Origin of the sequence: Candidatus Cryosericum septentrionale, from assembly GCF_003570995.1 — a bacterium.
Classification (GTDB): Bacteria; Caldisericota; Caldisericia; order Cryosericales; family Cryosericaceae; genus Cryosericum; species Cryosericum septentrionale.
This window is the reverse complement of the sequence record NZ_QXIY01000035.1, coordinates 1-16,935: the sequence shown is the minus strand read 5'-3', so window position 1 is coordinate 16,935 and position 16,935 is coordinate 1. Positions and strand designations below refer to the sequence as shown.

At 56.6% G+C, this 16,935-nt stretch carries 14 protein-coding genes and 1 riboswitch; of the genes, 8 read left to right on the top strand and 6 right to left on the bottom strand.

What is annotated here, in order from left to right:
* A complete protein-coding gene (locus tag SMC1_RS08010) occupies positions 1-3,141 on the bottom strand; it encodes a S8 family serine peptidase (RefSeq protein WP_119086260.1) in 3,141 nt (1,046 codons plus the stop codon).
* A gap of 371 nt (positions 3,142-3,512) precedes the next feature.
* A riboswitch (molybdenum cofactor riboswitch) is annotated at positions 3,513-3,630 on the top strand.
* Here SMC1_RS08010 and SMC1_RS08005 point away from each other — a divergent pair.
* The 8 genes from SMC1_RS08005 to SMC1_RS07970 all read left to right on the top strand — a co-directional run bounded on the left by SMC1_RS08005 (position 3,620) and on the right by SMC1_RS07970 (position 10,587).
* Positions 3,620-5,431, top strand: coding sequence for a substrate-binding domain-containing protein (locus tag SMC1_RS08005; protein ID WP_119086259.1), 1,812 nt, complete (start codon positions 3,620-3,622; stop codon positions 5,429-5,431). Its footprint overlaps the riboswitch before it by 11 nt.
* Positions 5,432-5,457: 26 nt before the next feature.
* Entirely contained in the window at positions 5,458-6,177 is a 720-nt protein-coding gene (locus tag SMC1_RS08000; RefSeq protein WP_119086258.1) for an ABC transporter permease, read from the top strand.
* On the top strand, positions 6,158-6,943 hold the full coding sequence (locus tag SMC1_RS07995) for an ATP-binding cassette domain-containing protein (RefSeq protein ID WP_119086257.1): 786 nt from the start codon (positions 6,158-6,160) through the stop codon (positions 6,941-6,943). Before SMC1_RS08000 ends, SMC1_RS07995 begins: the two co-directional genes overlap by 20 nt.
* Positions 6,944-6,980: 37 nt before the next feature.
* Positions 6,981-8,213, top strand: coding sequence for a gephyrin-like molybdotransferase Glp (gene glp / locus SMC1_RS07990; protein ID WP_207799364.1), 1,233 nt, complete (start codon positions 6,981-6,983; stop codon positions 8,211-8,213).
* On the top strand, positions 8,213-9,178 hold the full coding sequence (moaA, locus tag SMC1_RS07985) for a GTP 3',8-cyclase MoaA (protein ID WP_119086255.1): 966 nt from the start codon (positions 8,213-8,215) through the stop codon (positions 9,176-9,178). Before glp ends, moaA begins: the two co-directional genes overlap by 1 nt.
* Before the next feature lies 1 nt (position 9,179).
* Positions 9,180-9,662 carry a cyclic pyranopterin monophosphate synthase MoaC gene (gene moaC / locus SMC1_RS07980; RefSeq protein ID WP_119086254.1) on the top strand — a complete coding sequence of 161 codons (483 nt, stop codon included), beginning with the start codon at positions 9,180-9,182 and terminating at the stop codon, positions 9,660-9,662.
* A complete protein-coding gene (locus SMC1_RS07975) occupies positions 9,659-10,114 on the top strand; it encodes an MOSC domain-containing protein (protein ID WP_119086253.1) in 456 nt (151 codons plus the stop codon). Before moaC ends, SMC1_RS07975 begins: the two co-directional genes overlap by 4 nt.
* Positions 10,111-10,587: a molybdenum cofactor biosynthesis protein B gene (locus SMC1_RS07970; RefSeq protein WP_119086252.1), complete on the top strand. Its 477-nt coding sequence runs from the start codon at positions 10,111-10,113 to the stop codon at positions 10,585-10,587. The genes SMC1_RS07975 and SMC1_RS07970 overlap by 4 nt, the downstream gene beginning before the upstream one ends.
* 60 nt (positions 10,588-10,647) lie before the next feature.
* Here SMC1_RS07970 and SMC1_RS07965 read toward each other — a convergent pair whose 3' ends face one another.
* The 5 genes from SMC1_RS07965 to SMC1_RS07945 form a co-directional block, all read right to left on the bottom strand.
* A complete protein-coding gene (locus SMC1_RS07965; protein ID WP_119086251.1) occupies positions 10,648-11,502 on the bottom strand; it encodes a YihY/virulence factor BrkB family protein in 855 nt (284 codons plus the stop codon).
* Positions 11,503-11,727: 225 nt separating this feature from the next.
* Positions 11,728-12,201, bottom strand: coding sequence for a hypothetical protein (locus SMC1_RS07960; RefSeq protein WP_119086250.1), 474 nt, complete (start codon positions 12,199-12,201; stop codon positions 11,728-11,730).
* Positions 12,202-14,274 (bottom strand): hypothetical protein, encoded by a 2,073-nt coding sequence (locus SMC1_RS07955; protein ID WP_119086249.1) that lies wholly within the window; start codon positions 14,272-14,274, stop codon positions 12,202-12,204.
* 34 nt (positions 14,275-14,308) lie between these two features.
* A complete protein-coding gene (locus SMC1_RS07950; protein ID WP_119086248.1) occupies positions 14,309-15,883 on the bottom strand; it encodes a hypothetical protein in 1,575 nt (524 codons plus the stop codon).
* Between the two features lie 119 nt (positions 15,884-16,002).
* Positions 16,003-16,935, bottom strand: a 933-nt coding sequence (locus SMC1_RS07945; protein ID WP_165849346.1) for a PQQ-binding-like beta-propeller repeat protein, incomplete at its 5' end; no start/stop codon positions are given.

Here is a 16,935-nt window from a genome sequence, read left to right as displayed (position 1 = left end):
CTAGGGGTAGACGTCACCATAGTGCTGGCGCAGGATCTGCAGGTCGGCGTCGTCGACGCGACCATCGCCGTTGAGGTCTGCCGTGTTGTCATACCGCGTGTCCCCGGCCTTCGAGCCGTAGGCACGGGCAAGAGCGACCATGTCACCGAGGTCCACGCGCTTGTTGCCGTCGATATCCCAGAGGTTACTCCCCGATCGCAACGTCATGGCCAGCGACTGGGCGATCGTTTCCACCGTCCGGCTGCCGTTCGTCGCCAGAGGCTTCCCAATCCACAGTTCCGTGGAACCGCTGTGCAGGACAGTAAATGTGACCGTACACACACTGCCGCGCCCCTGGACCTGGCCCGTCCCTGTCGCCCCTTGGACCGCGACGATGCCTGCTGAAGCGTCGACAGTGGAGACAAAGCTCGACGGGGCTGTTCCCCCCTGGTTCAGGAAGTCTCCTTTCTTCACCGACTTCACCGAAAGGTAGTAGGGTTCGAACTGCACGGCAGCCGCTATGCCTGCAATACTCGTCGTGGTATCGACGCTCAGGTTGACCGTCACGTCCCCGCCCTCACGTAAACTCCCGCCCATGATGTTCAGACTGAGCATCGGAACGCCTGCCATGCCTGTGACATGAATGGGCGCCGACTGATGCGCTGCCTCAGAGACCTGCAGGTTAGCCGGGTCGTTGTTACTCTCGAGGACCGACGTCCTCAGGAGATAGTCCCCGTCGGTGAGGAAGAGGTTGCCGTGAATATCCCGACCATTCCAGGTAAACCCGTGGTCACCCACGAGCAACAACGACCTCCGGTACACAGTCCCGAAAGTTGTCACGCCATCTATGCCCGTGACCGCAGCCACGACCTCCGATGCAAAGCTGGAACCCTGGGGTCCTTCACCTGCCTCGACGGCAGGTCGTACGCCACCGTAGCCGATGCTGAACCGGACGTCCATCGTGCCACCGGGCGCCGCCAGGGTTGCTGTGCTCGTCTGCATCCCGCTCAACTGTTCAGGGACCTCAACGCCAGCGCGCCAGAAGATGTAGGGCACGTGCAAGGTTCCACTGATCGACTGCAGGGTGATCATTCCCTCGTGTGGCCCGTCTTTGACGATGGCCGCGTTCACGGTCGTGGTCACGGCAACCTGCGCGGTCCCGCCGGGTGCGACGACGATAGATGACGGAGCAACGGTCACCTCCACGCCTGTCCGCGAGTCCATCGTCCAATCGAACGAAGGCGAGAAGGTCACACTATGATCCGAGAGACTGCGTACCGTGATCGCAGTCGCAACGCTGTCATCGCCGACAAGAATGGCGCCTGTCTGAAACGTCGTCGTTCCGTCGGACGTAGCTATTTCGGCCACGGCTGGGGCGTCGATGGCAGCCGGTACGTCGACCCGGCCGGCTCCCTGCAGTGTCCACGTGATGACCTCGTTGTTCTGCCAGTTGCGAAGAACATCGGAGGTGTTCATCAGCACCAGCTTGACCGTTGCTGGTGTCCAGTCGGGATGAGCCGCCTTGATCAGTGCGACGGCTCCGGCCACCCCCGGCGAAGCCGTCGACGTGCCGTCCAGCTTGGCATACTCGCCACCTGGAAGCGTCGAGTTCACGCTGACGCCGGGCGCGGACACCTCCGGCTTGAAGTGAAAGTCCTCGGTGGGGCCCATCGAGCTGAAGTCGGCAACCGTCCCCAAGTTGCGCCGTGTTCCAAACCGGACGACAAGCCCTCTCGTCGTCAGCATCTTCAGGTCCAATCCTGCGTCCTGCGTGATGCCGATGCAGGGTACATAGTCCTTGGTCTCGTCGCCGGCCGCTACCCTGAGCGTCATGCCAAGCACGCCGGGACTGTGATTGTAGATGATGACGCCGGCGGCTCCAACAGCCTGCGCATTGAGGACCTTGTCGCGGAAGTAGATCCCGCCGGTCCCGACAGGACCCCGCTCGACAAGCGCGACCTTGCCCTTGACGTTCACGCCAGCGAAATCCGCCTTCGAGCCGTACCCGGCATCCACGATGCTATAGGTGGAGCCTTCCTTGAACTCCGGGGCGATGTCGGCATAGCTACCCATGATGTTGTCCAGCCCCGTTCCGGTCGGCGTCACAACCTCCACTACTGGATAGGGGCCGTCGTTGGAGGCGGCTACCGCGATGGCGTTGAGCGCTGTCGCCGGCGAACCGAGGGGCCAGTTTGTCTCAGGGTTGCGCGGGCCGGAGTTGCCCGTCGCTGCCACGACCACGACACCCGCCTTGACGGCGTTGTTGATGGCCTCGTTCTCGGGCGTATCGGCGGTCCCCCCGGACGTGCCCAGGGACAGGTTGACCACGGTGCAGTGATCCCGCACGGAGCGGTCAAACGCAGCGATGATATTCCCATCAGCAGCTCCTCCCCCCTGGTCGCTGAAGACCTTGTAGGCATAGAGCTTTGCCTTTGGCGCGACACCCTGCACCTTGCCGTCTGCAGCGGCAATGCCTGCGACATGCGTACCGTGGCCCTGGATGTCCATGGGGTCGCCGTCGTTGTCGGCGAAGTCGTATCCTCCCACCACCTTTGCGTTGGGAAACTTCGCTCCGCCAAGGTCCGGATGCGTGTAGTCGATACCGGTGTCGATAATGCCGATGGCCGTGCCGGTTCCATCGAGTTTCTTTCCCCCCACCGATGTACGGTCCCACAACGCCTGATCCACTCCCATGGCGGCATTTGCGTCATCGTCCAGCACCTGCGCCTGCTGGGATTCGTAGACAAACGAGACATGGCTCGTCCCCGCAACCGCTGCGAGGTCGCTCCCCGCAAGGCTCAGTGCGAGACCGTTGAATGTCACGCTCAGCCGCTGTGTGACCGTATACTTGACACCCTGCGCCGTGAGCGACGACAGAAACGCATTCTGTTCCTGCGAGATCGCTGCCTCCGATGCGTGCGCGGCCATGGTGTCCAGCCACCCTTCCGCCCCAGCATCCTGGACTCTGCCGACCAGCGGAAGACCCTGCATGCGGACGATGACGTCCTGTAACGATGGCGATGCCCCGACACGGGCCAGAAAGGCGGCGTCGATCGTGGGCAGATTCGCTGCGCCGCGCGCAGGCTCCCCCGACAACGCGCACCCCAGTACCAGAGCCACCGCTACCACGATTCTCAGACACCATTGCAGTCGCCTCGTCATCGTTTTCCTCCTGCGCCGCCGGCGGGCCACATGCTCAACCCGCACAGAGGCAGATATGTTGGGTATACAGCCAAAGCGCCCCAAGGTCAATGAAGACAGGAACTCACAGTTCCTGTCATCCCCGCGAAGGCGGGGACCCACACCTTGCGACAGCGCTGGATTCCCGCATGCGCCGAGAGCACCCCTCAGTACACCCCTCGCATTGGACTAACATACTCGGGGGTCTTGAACAAAAGGACTCGGGGGGAATGACGGAGAGAGGAGAAGGACTCTCGTACGGGCGGGAGTGACGGAGTAGAGGAAGGGGTCCACCTCGATTTCTTGCCATACGGGTGCCACCGTCTATACTGTTGTCCTCTGCAGTTGCAATGCAGAGGATAATTCTTCGAGCTGTCCGGCCTTCGGCGCAAGCCATGGCGTACAGCCGGCAGGGTACGGCGGGAAACGGCCGTGCCTCCCATTGTGGAAAGGAGAAACAATGAATAGAGGTCTGTCACGTCTGCTGGTCCGTCGCGTCCTTGCGACGGCACTCATTCTCGCGTTTCTGTCCATGGCGTCCGCCCCCCCTGCACGCGCCGCATCACTGTCCGACATCGCCGGACGTCCCGATCAGGCCATTATCGAGCGGATTGTCGCCAAAGGGTTCATGAAGGGTTACCCGGATGGGACGTTCCGTCCCAACGCCCCGGTCACCCGTGCCGAGTTCATCGTGGCACTCGCACGTTCCGCTGGTCTCGATCCCGTACAATCGCCCGCCAAGACGTTCAAGGACTTGCCTACGAGCAACTGGGCTGCTCCTCTTGTCTACGCCGCCATCGCCAAGGGCTGGGTCACCGGGTACCCGGACGGGACCTTCCACCCGACAGCCAACATCACCCGCGAGGAGTCGATGGCCATCGTTGCACAGCGTATGGGCTTTGAGATCCGCGGCATGGCGACGCACACGGTTCTGGACAAGGTCGCAGGCTCGGAGGACCTTTCGCAATGGGCATGCACAGCCGCTGCCGCCTGCGTACAGGAAGGCATGGTCACTGATGTAACCAAGCCGACCGCCGCCATCACCCGTGCTCAGACTGCCGCCTACTTCCCCGCTATCCTGGACTACAAGGCACCCGAGACACAGTCGATGATCCTTGCTACGACGACCTCCACCTTCGACTCTGGACTCCTGACTTTCCTGATCCCCATTTTCGAGAAAGCCAATCACGTGAAGGTCAAGATCATCTCGGTCGGTACCGGTCAGGCCATTACCACCGGGCGCAAGGGCGACGCCGACGTCCTGCTCGTGCATGCGCGTGCCCAGGAAGATCAGTTCATGGCTGACGGCTTTGGCCTCTTCCGCAAAGACGTCATGTACAACGATTTTATCATCGTTGGTCCAGCCTCGGATCCGGCGAAGATCAAGGGCATGACTGACGCGACCGCGGCGTTCACGAAGCTCGCCGCCTCCGGCTCGACCTTCATCAGCCGAGGCGACAAGTCGGGCACCAACACCAAGGAGCTCGACATCTGGAAGGCAGCGGGCATCACGCCTGACGGTAAGTCCTGGTATCTCAGCGCCGGACAGGGCATGGGTGAAGTCCTCATGATGGCCGACCAGAAGCAGGCGTACACGCTGACCGACCGCGCCACGTACCTCACGTATCAGAAAGGCGGCAAGATCAACTTGCCGATCCTCGTCCAGGGGTCCCAGGGGCTGCTCAATCCCTACGGCCTCATGCCCGTCAACCCCGCCAAGTACCCACAGGTCAAGGTCGACCTCGCTGTTCGATTCGCTGATTTCATGACCGGCCTGCCCGGTCAGGAACTCATCAAGAGCTTCGGCTTCGAGCAGTATGGGCAAACCCTCTTCTTCCCGGACTCCACCGAGTGGAAGGCTACGCGCAGCCTCGACATCGTGCTGCCCAGCGGCAAGGCGGTCACCTACCACCTGAATGACGTCCGCAGGTTCCCCGTCACGACGCTCAAAATCTACCCGCAGAACAACCAGTCGCTTACGCCGGTCCTGTACGGCGGCGTCCAGCTCATCGATATCCTGAAGGTCATCTCGCCCGATCTTACAGCCGCCAGGCACCTGACCGTCGTCGCCACAGCCACGGACGGCAGCCACGTGACGCTGGACTATGACGACATCTACAACGCGCTCACGGGTACGAAGATCATCGTCGTCTATCTCAAGAATGGCGCAACACTCTCGACCGACGACGGCTTCATGGCTCTCATGACCACGAAGGGTACCTTCCTGGTGAATACTCTCAAGTACGTCTACCGACTCGAAGTCCACAAGTAGCATGCAGACGACGCGGAGGGACAACGATGGGTGATATCGGCCGGGGTTTCGTTCAGGCCGTTCGGCTCATCCTCTCCTTGGACCCCGGAACGTACGAGGCCCTGGGAACGTCCCTCCGCGTCACCATGAGCGCCCTGTTCTGGTCAGCGCTCGCAGGGTTCCCCCTCGGCATCCTGCTCGCATTCGCGCACTTCCGCGGCAAACAGGGCGTCATGAACGTCGTCTACACCCTGATGGGGTTTCCACCCGTGGTGGCAGGCCTCCTCGTGTACCTCCTGTTGTCCCGCAGCGGCCCTCTCGGGCCGTTGGGACTGCTCTACACGCCAACGGCGATGGTGATCGCCCAGATCGCGCTGGCTCTCCCAGTCATCGTCGGCCTTTCGGTCCTTGGACTGCGCGGCGCCGACAAGGGCGTCTTCGACCTCGCGCTCACGCTCGGCGCGACACGCGCACAGGCGTCCATCGCCCTGCTCCGCGAGGCACGCCTGGCTATCCTCGGTGCCGTCATCACGGCGTTTGGCAACGCCATTAGCGAGGTCGGGGCAGCCATGCTGGTGGGCGGCAACATCCAGGGGGCAACCCGCACGCTGACCACGGCGCTCGTCCTCGAGACCCGTCAGGGCAGCTTCGACCGCGCCATCGCGCTGGGTATCATCCTGCTCCTGGTCTCCTTCCTGGTCAACGCTCTCCTGTCCCGCCTGGGCGAGGGCACGTCGGAGGCCGGCAATGTCCGCCATCTCGACTGACCTGGTCACGGTGCGCGGCGTGCGCAAGCGTTTTGGTGCCCGGGAGGTCCTGCGGGACATTGACCTCAATGTCTCCTCAGGCAGCATTACCGTCATCCTCGGCACGAACGGAGCCGGCAAGACGACTCTCCTCCGCATCCTGGGATTGCTGGAACGTGCCGACGAAGGCACCGTCATCTACGACGGCATTGTCCCAAGTGTGTCGACCGTCACCTACGGCGCCTCGACCGCGAGTCCCGCTCAGGACAAGCGCTATCTGCCCCTGCGACGCCAGATGCTGCTCGCGTTTCAACACCCAGCGATCTTCAGCGGCTCAGTCCTCAGCAATGTGACGTACGGGCTGGAGCTGCGCGGCATAAGTCGCGCCGACGCAGAGGAGCGGTCCATGGCCGCCCTGCGTGATGCAGGCATCGCAGAGCGCGCCCATCAGCACGCTTCGTCGCTTTCGGGCGGCGAAGCGGCACGCCTGTCGGTGGCACGCGCCCTTGCCCTGCAGCCACCCCTGCTCTTGCTCGACGAACCGTCTGCCAGCCTGGACCCCTACGGTACCAAGTTGCTCGAGGACCTGCTGCTGCACATGAGGGACGACCTGGGCATGACAGCTGTGGTCGTGACGCAGGACATCTTTGAAGCCCGTCGCGTCGCCGACCAGGTGGCGTTCCTGCACGAGGGGCGTATCATAGAACAGGCGCCGCGTGACACCTTCTTCAGCCATCCGCGCGACGACCGGACCCGCCGTTTCGTGGCAGGCGAGTTGCTGGTGTAACGCTGGGGACTATTCCCAGTTCACGTTTCAGGGAGGAATGATGCTGAACATCGAGGAAGCGCTACAGGCGATACTGGACCACGCAACACCGCTGATACCGATCACCATGCCGCTCGACAAGGCTGCGGGACTGGTACTTGCGGAGGATGTGATCGCACACGGGAACGTACCCCCCTTCGCCAACTCCGCCATGGACGGGTTCGCCGTCCTCGCTGCCGACATTCAGCAGGCATCCGAGGCCGCACCTGTCCGCCTGCGCATCCTGGAAGATGTGCCTGCGGGCAGCATCGCAACACAGCCCGTCCGCCCTGGCACCGCCATTCGCATCATGACGGGTGCGCCCCTTCCCGACGGCGCCGACACCGTCGTCCACGTCGAGGTCACCCGCGCAGAGGGCGACGACGTGCTCATTCTCCTGGCCCTCAAGAACGGCACCAATGTGCGCAGTGCAGGCGAAGACATGATGGACGGCACAGTCGTCCTTACCGCCGGGACAGTCCTTCGCCCCGGGGAGGTCGGCGTGTGCGCTGCCGCTGGTCATGCCACTGTCACGGTCCACCCTCGCGCCCGAGTTGCCATCCTGACCACTGGCAGCGAGCTGGTCGACGCCGCCGAGGTGCCTGAACCGGGACAGATCCGCGACGCCAACGCACACTCGCTGCGCGCACAGGTCGCTGCGATGGGCACAGAACCAGTCGTCTTCGCCCGTGTGCCCGATACGCATGCGGCCGTGAGGTCCGTGCTCCAGCAAGCGCTGATCCAGGCTGACATCGTGCTGACCAACGGCGGCATTTCAGTCGGTGACTACGACTTCGTGAAGGAAGTCCTGCAGGAGATGGGCGCAGGGCTGATCTTCTGGCGCGTCAAGCAGAAGCCCGGCAAGCCGATGGCGTTCTGGACCCTGGGCTCGAAGCGCATCGTGGGGCTGCCCGGCAACCCCGTCTCCTGCATGGTCTGTACCGAGGAGTACGTGCGCCCCCTGGTACGCCACATGATGGGCCATACCCTGCTGTATCGTCCCGTCCGTACCGCCGTTCTCGACGAACAATACGCAAAGGGCTCCGACGCGGGACGTACCCATTTCGTCCGGGTCCGTCTCCAGGAACGCGACGGAGTCCTCCATGCCACTCCGACCGGTCCCCAGGGGTCCGGTATCCTCACGTCCATGGCACTCGCTGCCGGTATTGCGGTCATCGCCGAGGATACGCCCCTCGTCGAAGCCGGCCAGACCGTTCACGTACAGCTCACCGACTTGCCGGAGGACCACTGATGATCGACCGTTTTGGACGTACCATTGATTACATCCGCATCTCCGTCACCGATCGGTGCAACCTGCGATGCCGCTACTGCATGCCGGAAGAGGGTGTGCCCATGCTGGAGCACGAGGACATCCTGCACTTCGAGGAGATCGTCGCGTTCATGCGCGTCGCCATATCCGAGGGCATCGTCAAGGTGCGACTCACTGGTGGCGAACCACTGCACCGCCCCGGCATTGTGGACCTGGTGCGCATGCTGCTGGCCATCTCCGGCCTGCAGGACCTCTCGCTCACCACTAACGGCATCCTGTTGCCTCAGTTTGCCGGTGAGCTGAAAGCCGCCGGACTGAAACGTGTCAACATCGGCCTGCCCTCGCTGGACCCCACCGTCTACGCCCACCTTACGCGCCTCGGCTCGCTGGACAGCGCACTTGCCGGCCTCAAAGCGGCCGTGGACACCGGGTTCAGCCCCATCAAGCTCAACGTCGTCGTCCTGCGTGGCGTCAACGACGACCTGGCGCCGTATCTCGACCTCACCAGGCGCCTTCCCGTCGAGGTTCGCTTCATCGAGTACATGCCCATCGGCCCGCTGGGTGAGGACCACTACCTGGTACCCGCCGCCGAACTGCGACGCAAGCTGGAAGCACTGGCCCCTCTTGAGCCGGCCGACAAGCCGCGGGGCAACGGTCCCGCACAGGAATATCGCCGTATCCCCGGAGCGCCCGGAACCGTTGCCTTGATCGCGCCCGTGACCGAGCATTTCTGCCCCACGTGCAACCGCCTGCGCCTGCTCGCCGACGGCCACCTGCGGCTGTGCCTGTTTGGCGCCGACGAGATCGACACCAAGCCCGCCTTGCGCCCCGTCGTCAACGAGGAGGCGCTGCGCGCACTGCTGGTGCGGGCAATGCAGCAGAAACCCGAGTGCATGCCGGAGACGGCTGGCGACTACGGCCGCGCCATGGGCAGCATAGGAGGATAGCATGGGAAGCAATGAACTGACACATCTGGACGACAAGGGCAACGCGCGCATGGTGGACGTCGGCGGCAAGCTGGAGACAGCCCGGGAAGCCGTCGCTCGCTGTCGCGTCCTACTGGCGCCCGCTACCTTCGAGCTGGTCAAGGCGGGCAACCTCAAGAAAGGCGACGTCCTGACGGTCGCGCAGGTTGCCGGCATCCAGGCAGCCAAACGCACATGGGAGCTGATCCCCCTCTGCCACCAGATCAACATGACCTTCGTCGGCGTGACGCTGACGCTGAACGAGGCTGATCACACCGTCGACATCGAGGCCACCGCCCGTACCAAGGCCGAGACCGGCGTCGAGATGGAAGCCCTGGTCGCCGCCTCTACCGCCGCCCTCACCGTCTATGACATGTGCAAGGCTGTCGAACGGGGCATCCGCATCACGGACCTGCGCCTCGTCCGCAAGAGCGGTGGACAGTCCGGAACGTGGGAGAGAGCGTGAGCCAGCCCATTGTCGTTGCGGTCAACATCTCCGAGCAGAAGGGCACGCGCAAGCACCCCGTGGAGGGCCCCGTTACCATCACCGTGCTGGGCATACAAGCCGATGCCCACGCAGGCGACTGGCACCGTCAACTCAGCCTTCTGGCGCAGGAGAGCATCGACAAGATGCAGGGCCACGGCCTAGTGCTGCAGCCCGGCGACTTCGCCGAGAACATCACCACACAGGGCCTGGACCTGCTGACCCTGCCAATCGGGACACACCTCCAGATCGGCACCGTCGTCACGATGGAGGTCACCCAGATCGGCAAGGAGTGCCACCTGGGCTGTGAGATCCGCAAGCTGGTCGGCGACTGCGTCATGCCCCGCGAGGGCATCTTCGCCCGCGTCATCACGTCCGGCACAATTCAGGTCGGCGACATCATCACTGTTATCAACAAAGGAGGAACCCCATGAAAGCAGCAGTTCTGACCGTCAGCGACAGTTGCGCCGCCGGGAGCCGCGTCGACGAGAGCGGGCCCGCCATCGTAAAGCGTCTCACGGATGCCGGCTGGACCATTGAGGAAACGACGATCGTCCCCGACGAGCAGGCCGAAATTGCCGGAATCCTTGAGCAGTGGTCCATGGAACGCCATGTGAACGCCATCATCACCACGGGTGGCACGGGCTTCTCCTCCCGTGACGTCACCCCCGAGGCAACGCTGTCTGTCGTCGACCGCCGCGCACCTGGCATCAGTGAAGCCATCCGTCTCTACGGCCTGAACAAGGGCGTCCCAACCGCCTGTCTGTCCCGCGCCGAAGCCGGCCTGCGAGGCGCCACCCTCATCGTCAACCTCCCCGGCAGCCTCAAGGCTGTCCAGGACGGCATGGACGTCCTCATCCCTCTCCTCCCGCACGCCCTGGAAATGATCGCGGGGAAGGGACACTAGAGCCGCATAGAGAAACCTATCAGTCTGTCTTCAACAGATAGGGGAAAACTGGACGCGATTCTAGTACCGTTTGAATTTCAGTTTTTCGAGTCCCATCTTTGAAAACATGAGAGAAGCATTTATTTCAGCGCCCATCAAAATGATGATGCTACTCACATAGAGCCACATAAGCAAGGCAATGATACCGCCAAGGCTTCCGTATACCTTGGAGTAATTGCCGAAATTGTCGATGTAATAGGAAAAGGCAATAGAAATAATGACCCAGCCGAGGGAAGCAACTACTGCACCAGGTACGACCTCTCTGAACTTTGATCGACGGTTTGGGGTATTTTGATAAAGGGAAATGAAAACAAGGATGGTTGTGATCAGGGTAATGATGTATCCGACATAGTTCCAAACCTGCAGGGATGCGTCCGAGAAGCCCAAAAAGTGAAAAAGCTGTGTTCCCAGGACTTTACCAAAAACGATAAGGATCAAGGAGAAGATAATCGCAATAGCAAGTTCGAGCGTAAAATATAGTGAAACAGCTGTTATCTTCCAGGAGCGACGCGTTTCTTCCTGATCATACGCCCTGTTTATGCCCCGAATGAGAGAAGTAACGCCACTCGCAGACGACCACAATGCAGACAACACGCCAAAAGATAACAGCGTAACGCTCCTATTGGCTAGTGTCTGATTGACCATATCCCGCAGGATCAGATAGGCATTTGCAGGCATAAGCGCGGCAAGGGCTTGGATACTGTCCTGAAGGTTGACCATAGGCATATAGGTAATAAGCGCAATCAAGAATATGAGAAAAGGGAAAAGAGAAAAAAGCAGAAAGAAACTTGCCTGGGCTCCTATTGAAAGCAGGTCATCATTCATAAATCTGGCATACACATCTTTGAGGAATTCCCAGGACTTCATCTTTCTCATGACATTATCTCCAGGAAACAAATGACCGCTATCTATTGAGAGTATACTTCAATCCCGAAATCTGCGTCTGAAATGCGCACATGGCTTTTTGCCACATTCATCCGATAGTCATCTGCACATGGTTCACCCTCTGTCAGTACCCTTTTTCTTCGTTCCAGCTAATTGACTGCTCGTCGCGGGTGAGCTGGACTTCGTGACCGATCAGGCTTGTGTCCTGTGCTTTTCCTATTGCAGGCTGTAGTATTTCCTTGCCTGCTGCTCGACATTATCCATCAGTTCTTTGGCTATTACGGTGTTAAACAGTTGTGTCTTTGAGAATATCTCGTTGTAATACTCCAGTGGAAACATCTTCTTGATACTTGGTGCATAGGCGGCTCCATTCTCTGGTAGCTGATGTTCAGTTATTGTGTAACCTTGTTGAGAAGGTGTGGCTATCAGCGTAATTGGGCAACCCATGCCAGTTCCTTCTACAAGTTTTCTATTCTCCGAACGATATTCCTCCCATAGCGCCCAGAAACACATGTACGTCTTGTTGTTCTTGACTTCACTCCCAAACAGGCTGTAAGCGCAGAACATCTTTCCACTGAGATTGGGCTGCAAGACATTGCTCTGTAGATAGGCATATACTTCTTTCCCGCTGACGCCTTTTGGAAGTTTTGTCTTGTCAGAGATGTTCCCAGTACTATCGGTTATGACCAATTACGGACGCGAAAGGCCCTTCAAATCAAGATAAACGACACTATCGTTTGTCTTTTCTTGACGGTTAATAAAACTTATTTCATCGGCATTGATAGTAATTGTGTCCTTAACCTTTGCCCCTTTAATAAGGGTTCTTTCTCCGGTTTTTCTATTGAACACAAAAATGTCTCCATTATCAAGTCTTGCAACAATGTAATTGTTGGAAGCGACAATATAGTCAGAGATGTAGTCATGAGATGCGGCTATCCCAACTTCAGTAGAAGCACCTAGTGTTGCTACGGGGGCAATCACAATCTTGTTGTTGGAGGAGTAGATTATCCTCTTGTCCGGCGTGATGGTATAGGAGCCAATAGATCTCGGGTCCGACGAATCTTTCCATTGATCAATAACAATTGGCTTAAGGGTGGTGGTCGATGGGCTGTAGAAGTACACCTGATCTTTTATATCACCATTAGCCATGACTTCTGACGTACCAAACGCAACGGAATCGTTATCAAGTGCCCATAGCTGCGATATCGAAAAAGACTGCACTGGAGGTGTGAAAATGCTGTCCTGTTTCCCATCCTTCAAGTTCACCCGGATGAATCTCGTTCCTCCAACTCCACCTCGAAAGACAGTAGAATCGCCGCTGGCCACCATATCTTCGCTCATTATGACCAGATACGCATAGTCGCCCTGAAGAAGAGTTCGATTGAACACCGTGAAAACAGTAGTGTCGGGCGAAACCTTCTCACCCCAGTTGTAGTCGGGAAGCAACTTGATGAGTCCATTGGTTTTTCTATTGATGGCAAAACACTCGGAAGGGATCTCTCCTGGGTCTTCCATTGCCTCAAATAGAACCCAATTGTCATTTATTTGTACGCCTGAAATTCTTGCCCAACTTTTATCTATGCTAGTTGAGTATTCCAGTTTTCCACTTTGGGCATCATAAATTACGAGATGGTTAGTATTTGCAGCCTTAAAGTCGTTTACGATTATCTTGCCCGTTCCAGTGGCAAAAGCAACTTTTCCGTTAAAAGCGGAAACGGAAGTAATTATAGGGAAAGAACTCCTTATTTCCTTATATTTCAGAGACGAAAAAGCAACAATTTTGGGCATCAAGAGTTTTTCTTCTTCTTGCTCAAATTCTATAGAAAGCTCTTCGTTATATTCGAACAGCTTTGTTGCCTCATTCCACTTATAGGCTTCGACAGTAATTGTGGAAATAACCTTTGGATCTGAAGTACTTTTATTTATCGTATATTGATATATGGCATGATTGCCTTTGCCATCGTTTATAAAACTCAACTTTACTTCATGCTGAACAGAAGCGCCTTCATAAATGAACATTGTAGAAACATTCCCATTTTTATCTTTGAACTGTGCAACCTCAAGCTTTCCATTTACAAACCTGCATACAGTATAGTATTCTGTATATGCCCCACCTATTTGCATGTCAACAATAGCTTCGGGAATGTAGTCGCCTGTAATATCGATACTCTGGGCAACAAAAGGTTCTCCTCTTCCTCCAATTATGCTCATATTGGGGAATGCATTTTTCAAAATGTTGTAAAGTTCCTTACCGTCATAAAAGGCATAATCTCCAAACGAAAGTTGGTCTATAAGCCATGCGCCATTAGCGTTATAGTTCCTCACCCAAAGCATTATTGGGGTTTCTCCTGCATTGCCACCTTGTGTCATCTCCACGCTCGTCATATAGACGATTTTTCCTTTTACCTGTATCGTATGGGAGTCCAGCTTTTCCATAGAAATGATCTCAATTTTCTCAGGCCAGGGGCTTGAGGCAACTCCTCCAGGCGCTTTAGATAGATCGTTTATCAAATCCAATAAAAAGTTAGAACTTACAAAGGGGGTATAGACTTGTTTTATTTCTTGAGAAACCATTTCCTCGGGATCGGATAAACGAACTTCCTTCAATTTGGAGCCGAAATTCTCAACAAGAGCAGTTACCTCAGCTTTTTCATCTTTTTTGATCGTGTTTGGATTTATAGAATTCCAGAAGAAGAACCCTGCGACGAAAACAACTACAACAAGCAGAACAATTGCAGCAGCAATTAGAAATCTCTTGTTCATTCTGCGCCTCCAACACGTGTTTTCAATAAACAGCCTATTCAAAAAGGTCGATAGAAGGGAAGGAGATACCGCCTGGTGTGCTAATGGATGAGCCCTGCTTTCCCTTTGCGTCAAAACTTGTTATCGAAGTCTTGTCTATATGCAAGTTTCCAAGAACTGTTCCAGACGCATCTACAGCATAATATAGAGAGTCCCAGTTGGCATCGGGATACTCAATGATCAACGTACCATTGTCGCTTGCCAGCTGTGCCTGAAGGGGTCCTACAGTTTGTTCACTTGTTGGACCTTTACTGTAAAGTTGGGGGAGCAATATATTGATTTTCTCTGGCAAGGTTATTGAGGGCAAGGCCGCTGCCGTATCGATGCAGCCAATTTGTCCGTTATGGCTATGGGTGAAGTAGAGGAGCGACCCAACACGAGCAAAGCTTGCTTCCTGATCCGCGATGAAACCTTCAGTAAATGCAACTCTGTTGCCACATTGTATCCACGTCGCTTTCCCATCGCTCATACGAAGAAGCCATATGCCATCAAATGCCTGGTATTTTCCTTTGTTTGCTGCCTCAATAAGAGCAAACCCATTGTTGATGCTGCCGCTTCCATAAACTACAACTATCTGCGTCAGGGCAGAAGGGACAGGAACGGTCAGTGTTTTCGCCTTTGAACCAGAAGAAATACCTTGTTCCGTTATAGTAAGAGTCTTGCCACCCAGCGTTTGATATGGCGGCAGAGTGTCCAATTCCCCTGGGACGGTTACGAAAACATTTTCCTCTGGTACGTACCATCGTTTGATTTCCCCATCTTTGGTTGATAAATACTGCATTCCCTCAGGAGGAGTCAGAAGATTTACATCCTTGGATATCGTTGTTATGAGGGGTTTCTTGCTTAGATAGCTCCATTGTTGAACGACTCGAACAGGTGGACCAGGTTGCCAGCACAGCGGACCCCCGTTATTGACATCGCTCATATAGACAACGGGCGATTCAGATGCCTGCAGTGTGTTCCACCCGACATTCCACGAGAGCGGAACTACATCATATCTTGTTGTGCTGATTTCCCCCATCATGTTGATCTGCGGACCTTCTAGCGAAACAGGTGCCCGCTTGAACTCAACCGCACTGGGGATATAAACACGCGGATAATCCAGCCAATAAGGTTGGAGAACTCCGGAAATGTTATATTCCTGCCCCGCGATAATCTGGGGATACCCATTGCCGCCAAACACTTCGCTCCCATCAGCAAGCTGGTCTGCCTTGGTTGAGAGCGGTACGCAGAGATAGAGATACCCCATATTTCCGGGCCCCTGGTGGCTGAACGAGACAGGAGAGAGTATCTCCACTCTGATAGTTCTCGTGTCCAGAACATTTATGACTTTCACAGTGGCCGAAAAATCCGTAGTGACTGCGTCCGTTCCATTCAGGACGAAAGCAGGGACATTCTCTGTTGTGTATATGGTTGTCCCTTTCTTGATTTGTGTTGCCATGTCGTCACCGACAGGAAGGTCAACCGTAGGAGTAGCCTTCTTAGGACTAAGCCAGTTCCAACAACCCCATGCAACCATACCCACCAGCAACACCAAAATGACAATTGCAATCAACTTGTTCAATTTCATTCCTTGCCCTCCAATTCCCTTCCTGATATGAGAGTGTATGTGAACCCGGTCACCAGCGCCGTCAGCGCACCACAATAGAAATCGTGGTCTGCGCTATTGGCAATTCTCATCAGATACATCTACTTCCACAGATCGACTTTGCCATCCGAAGCAATGACAAGGAATCCTTTGTCCACGGGGTGAAACACAAACGTGTTGTCGACAGAAGTCTGGTTCCAGACAACCTGAGAGATGCGCTTGTTCCACAACTCCTTGCCGGTAGCAGGGTCAAGAGCTGCCACGAGTCCGCCGCCATCCTGAACGTACAGGACATCTGTTGTTGTTGTCAGTGTCATGTCTGGGTATAGATCATATAACTTTCCCATATTGGGACCGTCTGTGATGGGCGTCTTGTACGATGCAAATTGATGTCTCCATGCTTCCTTTCCCGTGGCAAGGTCAAGAGCCATAAGCACTCCGTTGCTGCCTTGAAGGTAGACATTCGCCTCATCGACAGCGAAATGGGCCGGGTTTGTGTCAATCTGACGCGTCCAGAGCCGCTCTGTCTTGTCGAACAATCCTGTACGCATCTTCCACACGTCGATCGACCGTTCTTGCTTGCTGTTGGACAATAAGACTGACAGCGTATCGCCCTGCTTGATGAGATCTGTTGCTTCTCCGCTGACATGTTCTGTCCATAGCGTCTTGTTCGTATCGCAATTGAAAGCTATAAGAGCGGAGCGTGATGTTGGAGACACGGATTCGAGAATAACGGCATACAACGTCGCGCCATCGCACAACAGCTGTCCAGATGTCTCTGAGTCAATGGGCAGTGCAGTCCAGTCGATACGATCAAGCGATGCACCAGTGGTCGCATCCCAGATCCATATACCTGGGTGACGCACTTCCTCCGTAGTGGGAACTGAGGTTGACGTTCGTTCTTCTTCACCAATAACGTAGACGCGATCTGCTGTATGGCTCTGCTCATTGATATGCACGGCAATGTTGCCGCGAACTCCAAAGACAAAAGGTGACGTGACTGTTGGAGTACTTTGCCAGACGGTTGCACCCGT

Excerpts from the sequence above, each read along its gene's own strand:
- SMC1_RS08010 (WP_119086260.1), bottom strand. The coding sequence starts at position 3,141 with ATGACGAGGCGACTGCAATGGTGTCTGAGAATCGTGGTAGCGGTGGCT.
- SMC1_RS08005 (WP_119086259.1), top strand. The coding sequence starts at position 3,620 with ATGAATAGAGGTCTGTCACGTCTGCTGGTCCGTCGCGTCCTTGCGACG.
- SMC1_RS08000 (WP_119086258.1), top strand. The coding sequence starts at position 5,458 with ATGGGTGATATCGGCCGGGGTTTCGTTCAGGCCGTTCGGCTCATCCTC.
- SMC1_RS07995 (WP_119086257.1), top strand. The coding sequence starts at position 6,158 with ATGTCCGCCATCTCGACTGACCTGGTCACGGTGCGCGGCGTGCGCAAG.
- glp (WP_207799364.1), top strand. The coding sequence starts at position 6,981 with ATGATGCTGAACATCGAGGAAGCGCTACAGGCGATACTGGACCACGCA.
- moaA (WP_119086255.1), top strand. The coding sequence starts at position 8,213 with ATGATCGACCGTTTTGGACGTACCATTGATTACATCCGCATCTCCGTC.
- moaC (WP_119086254.1), top strand. The coding sequence starts at position 9,180 with ATGGGAAGCAATGAACTGACACATCTGGACGACAAGGGCAACGCGCGC.
- SMC1_RS07970 (WP_119086252.1), top strand. The coding sequence starts at position 10,111 with ATGAAAGCAGCAGTTCTGACCGTCAGCGACAGTTGCGCCGCCGGGAGC.
- SMC1_RS07965 (WP_119086251.1), bottom strand. The coding sequence starts at position 11,502 with ATGAGAAAGATGAAGTCCTGGGAATTCCTCAAAGATGTGTATGCCAGA.
- SMC1_RS07955 (WP_119086249.1), bottom strand. The coding sequence starts at position 14,274 with ATGAACAAGAGATTTCTAATTGCTGCTGCAATTGTTCTGCTTGTTGTA.
- SMC1_RS07950 (WP_119086248.1), bottom strand. The coding sequence starts at position 15,883 with ATGAAATTGAACAAGTTGATTGCAATTGTCATTTTGGTGTTGCTGGTG.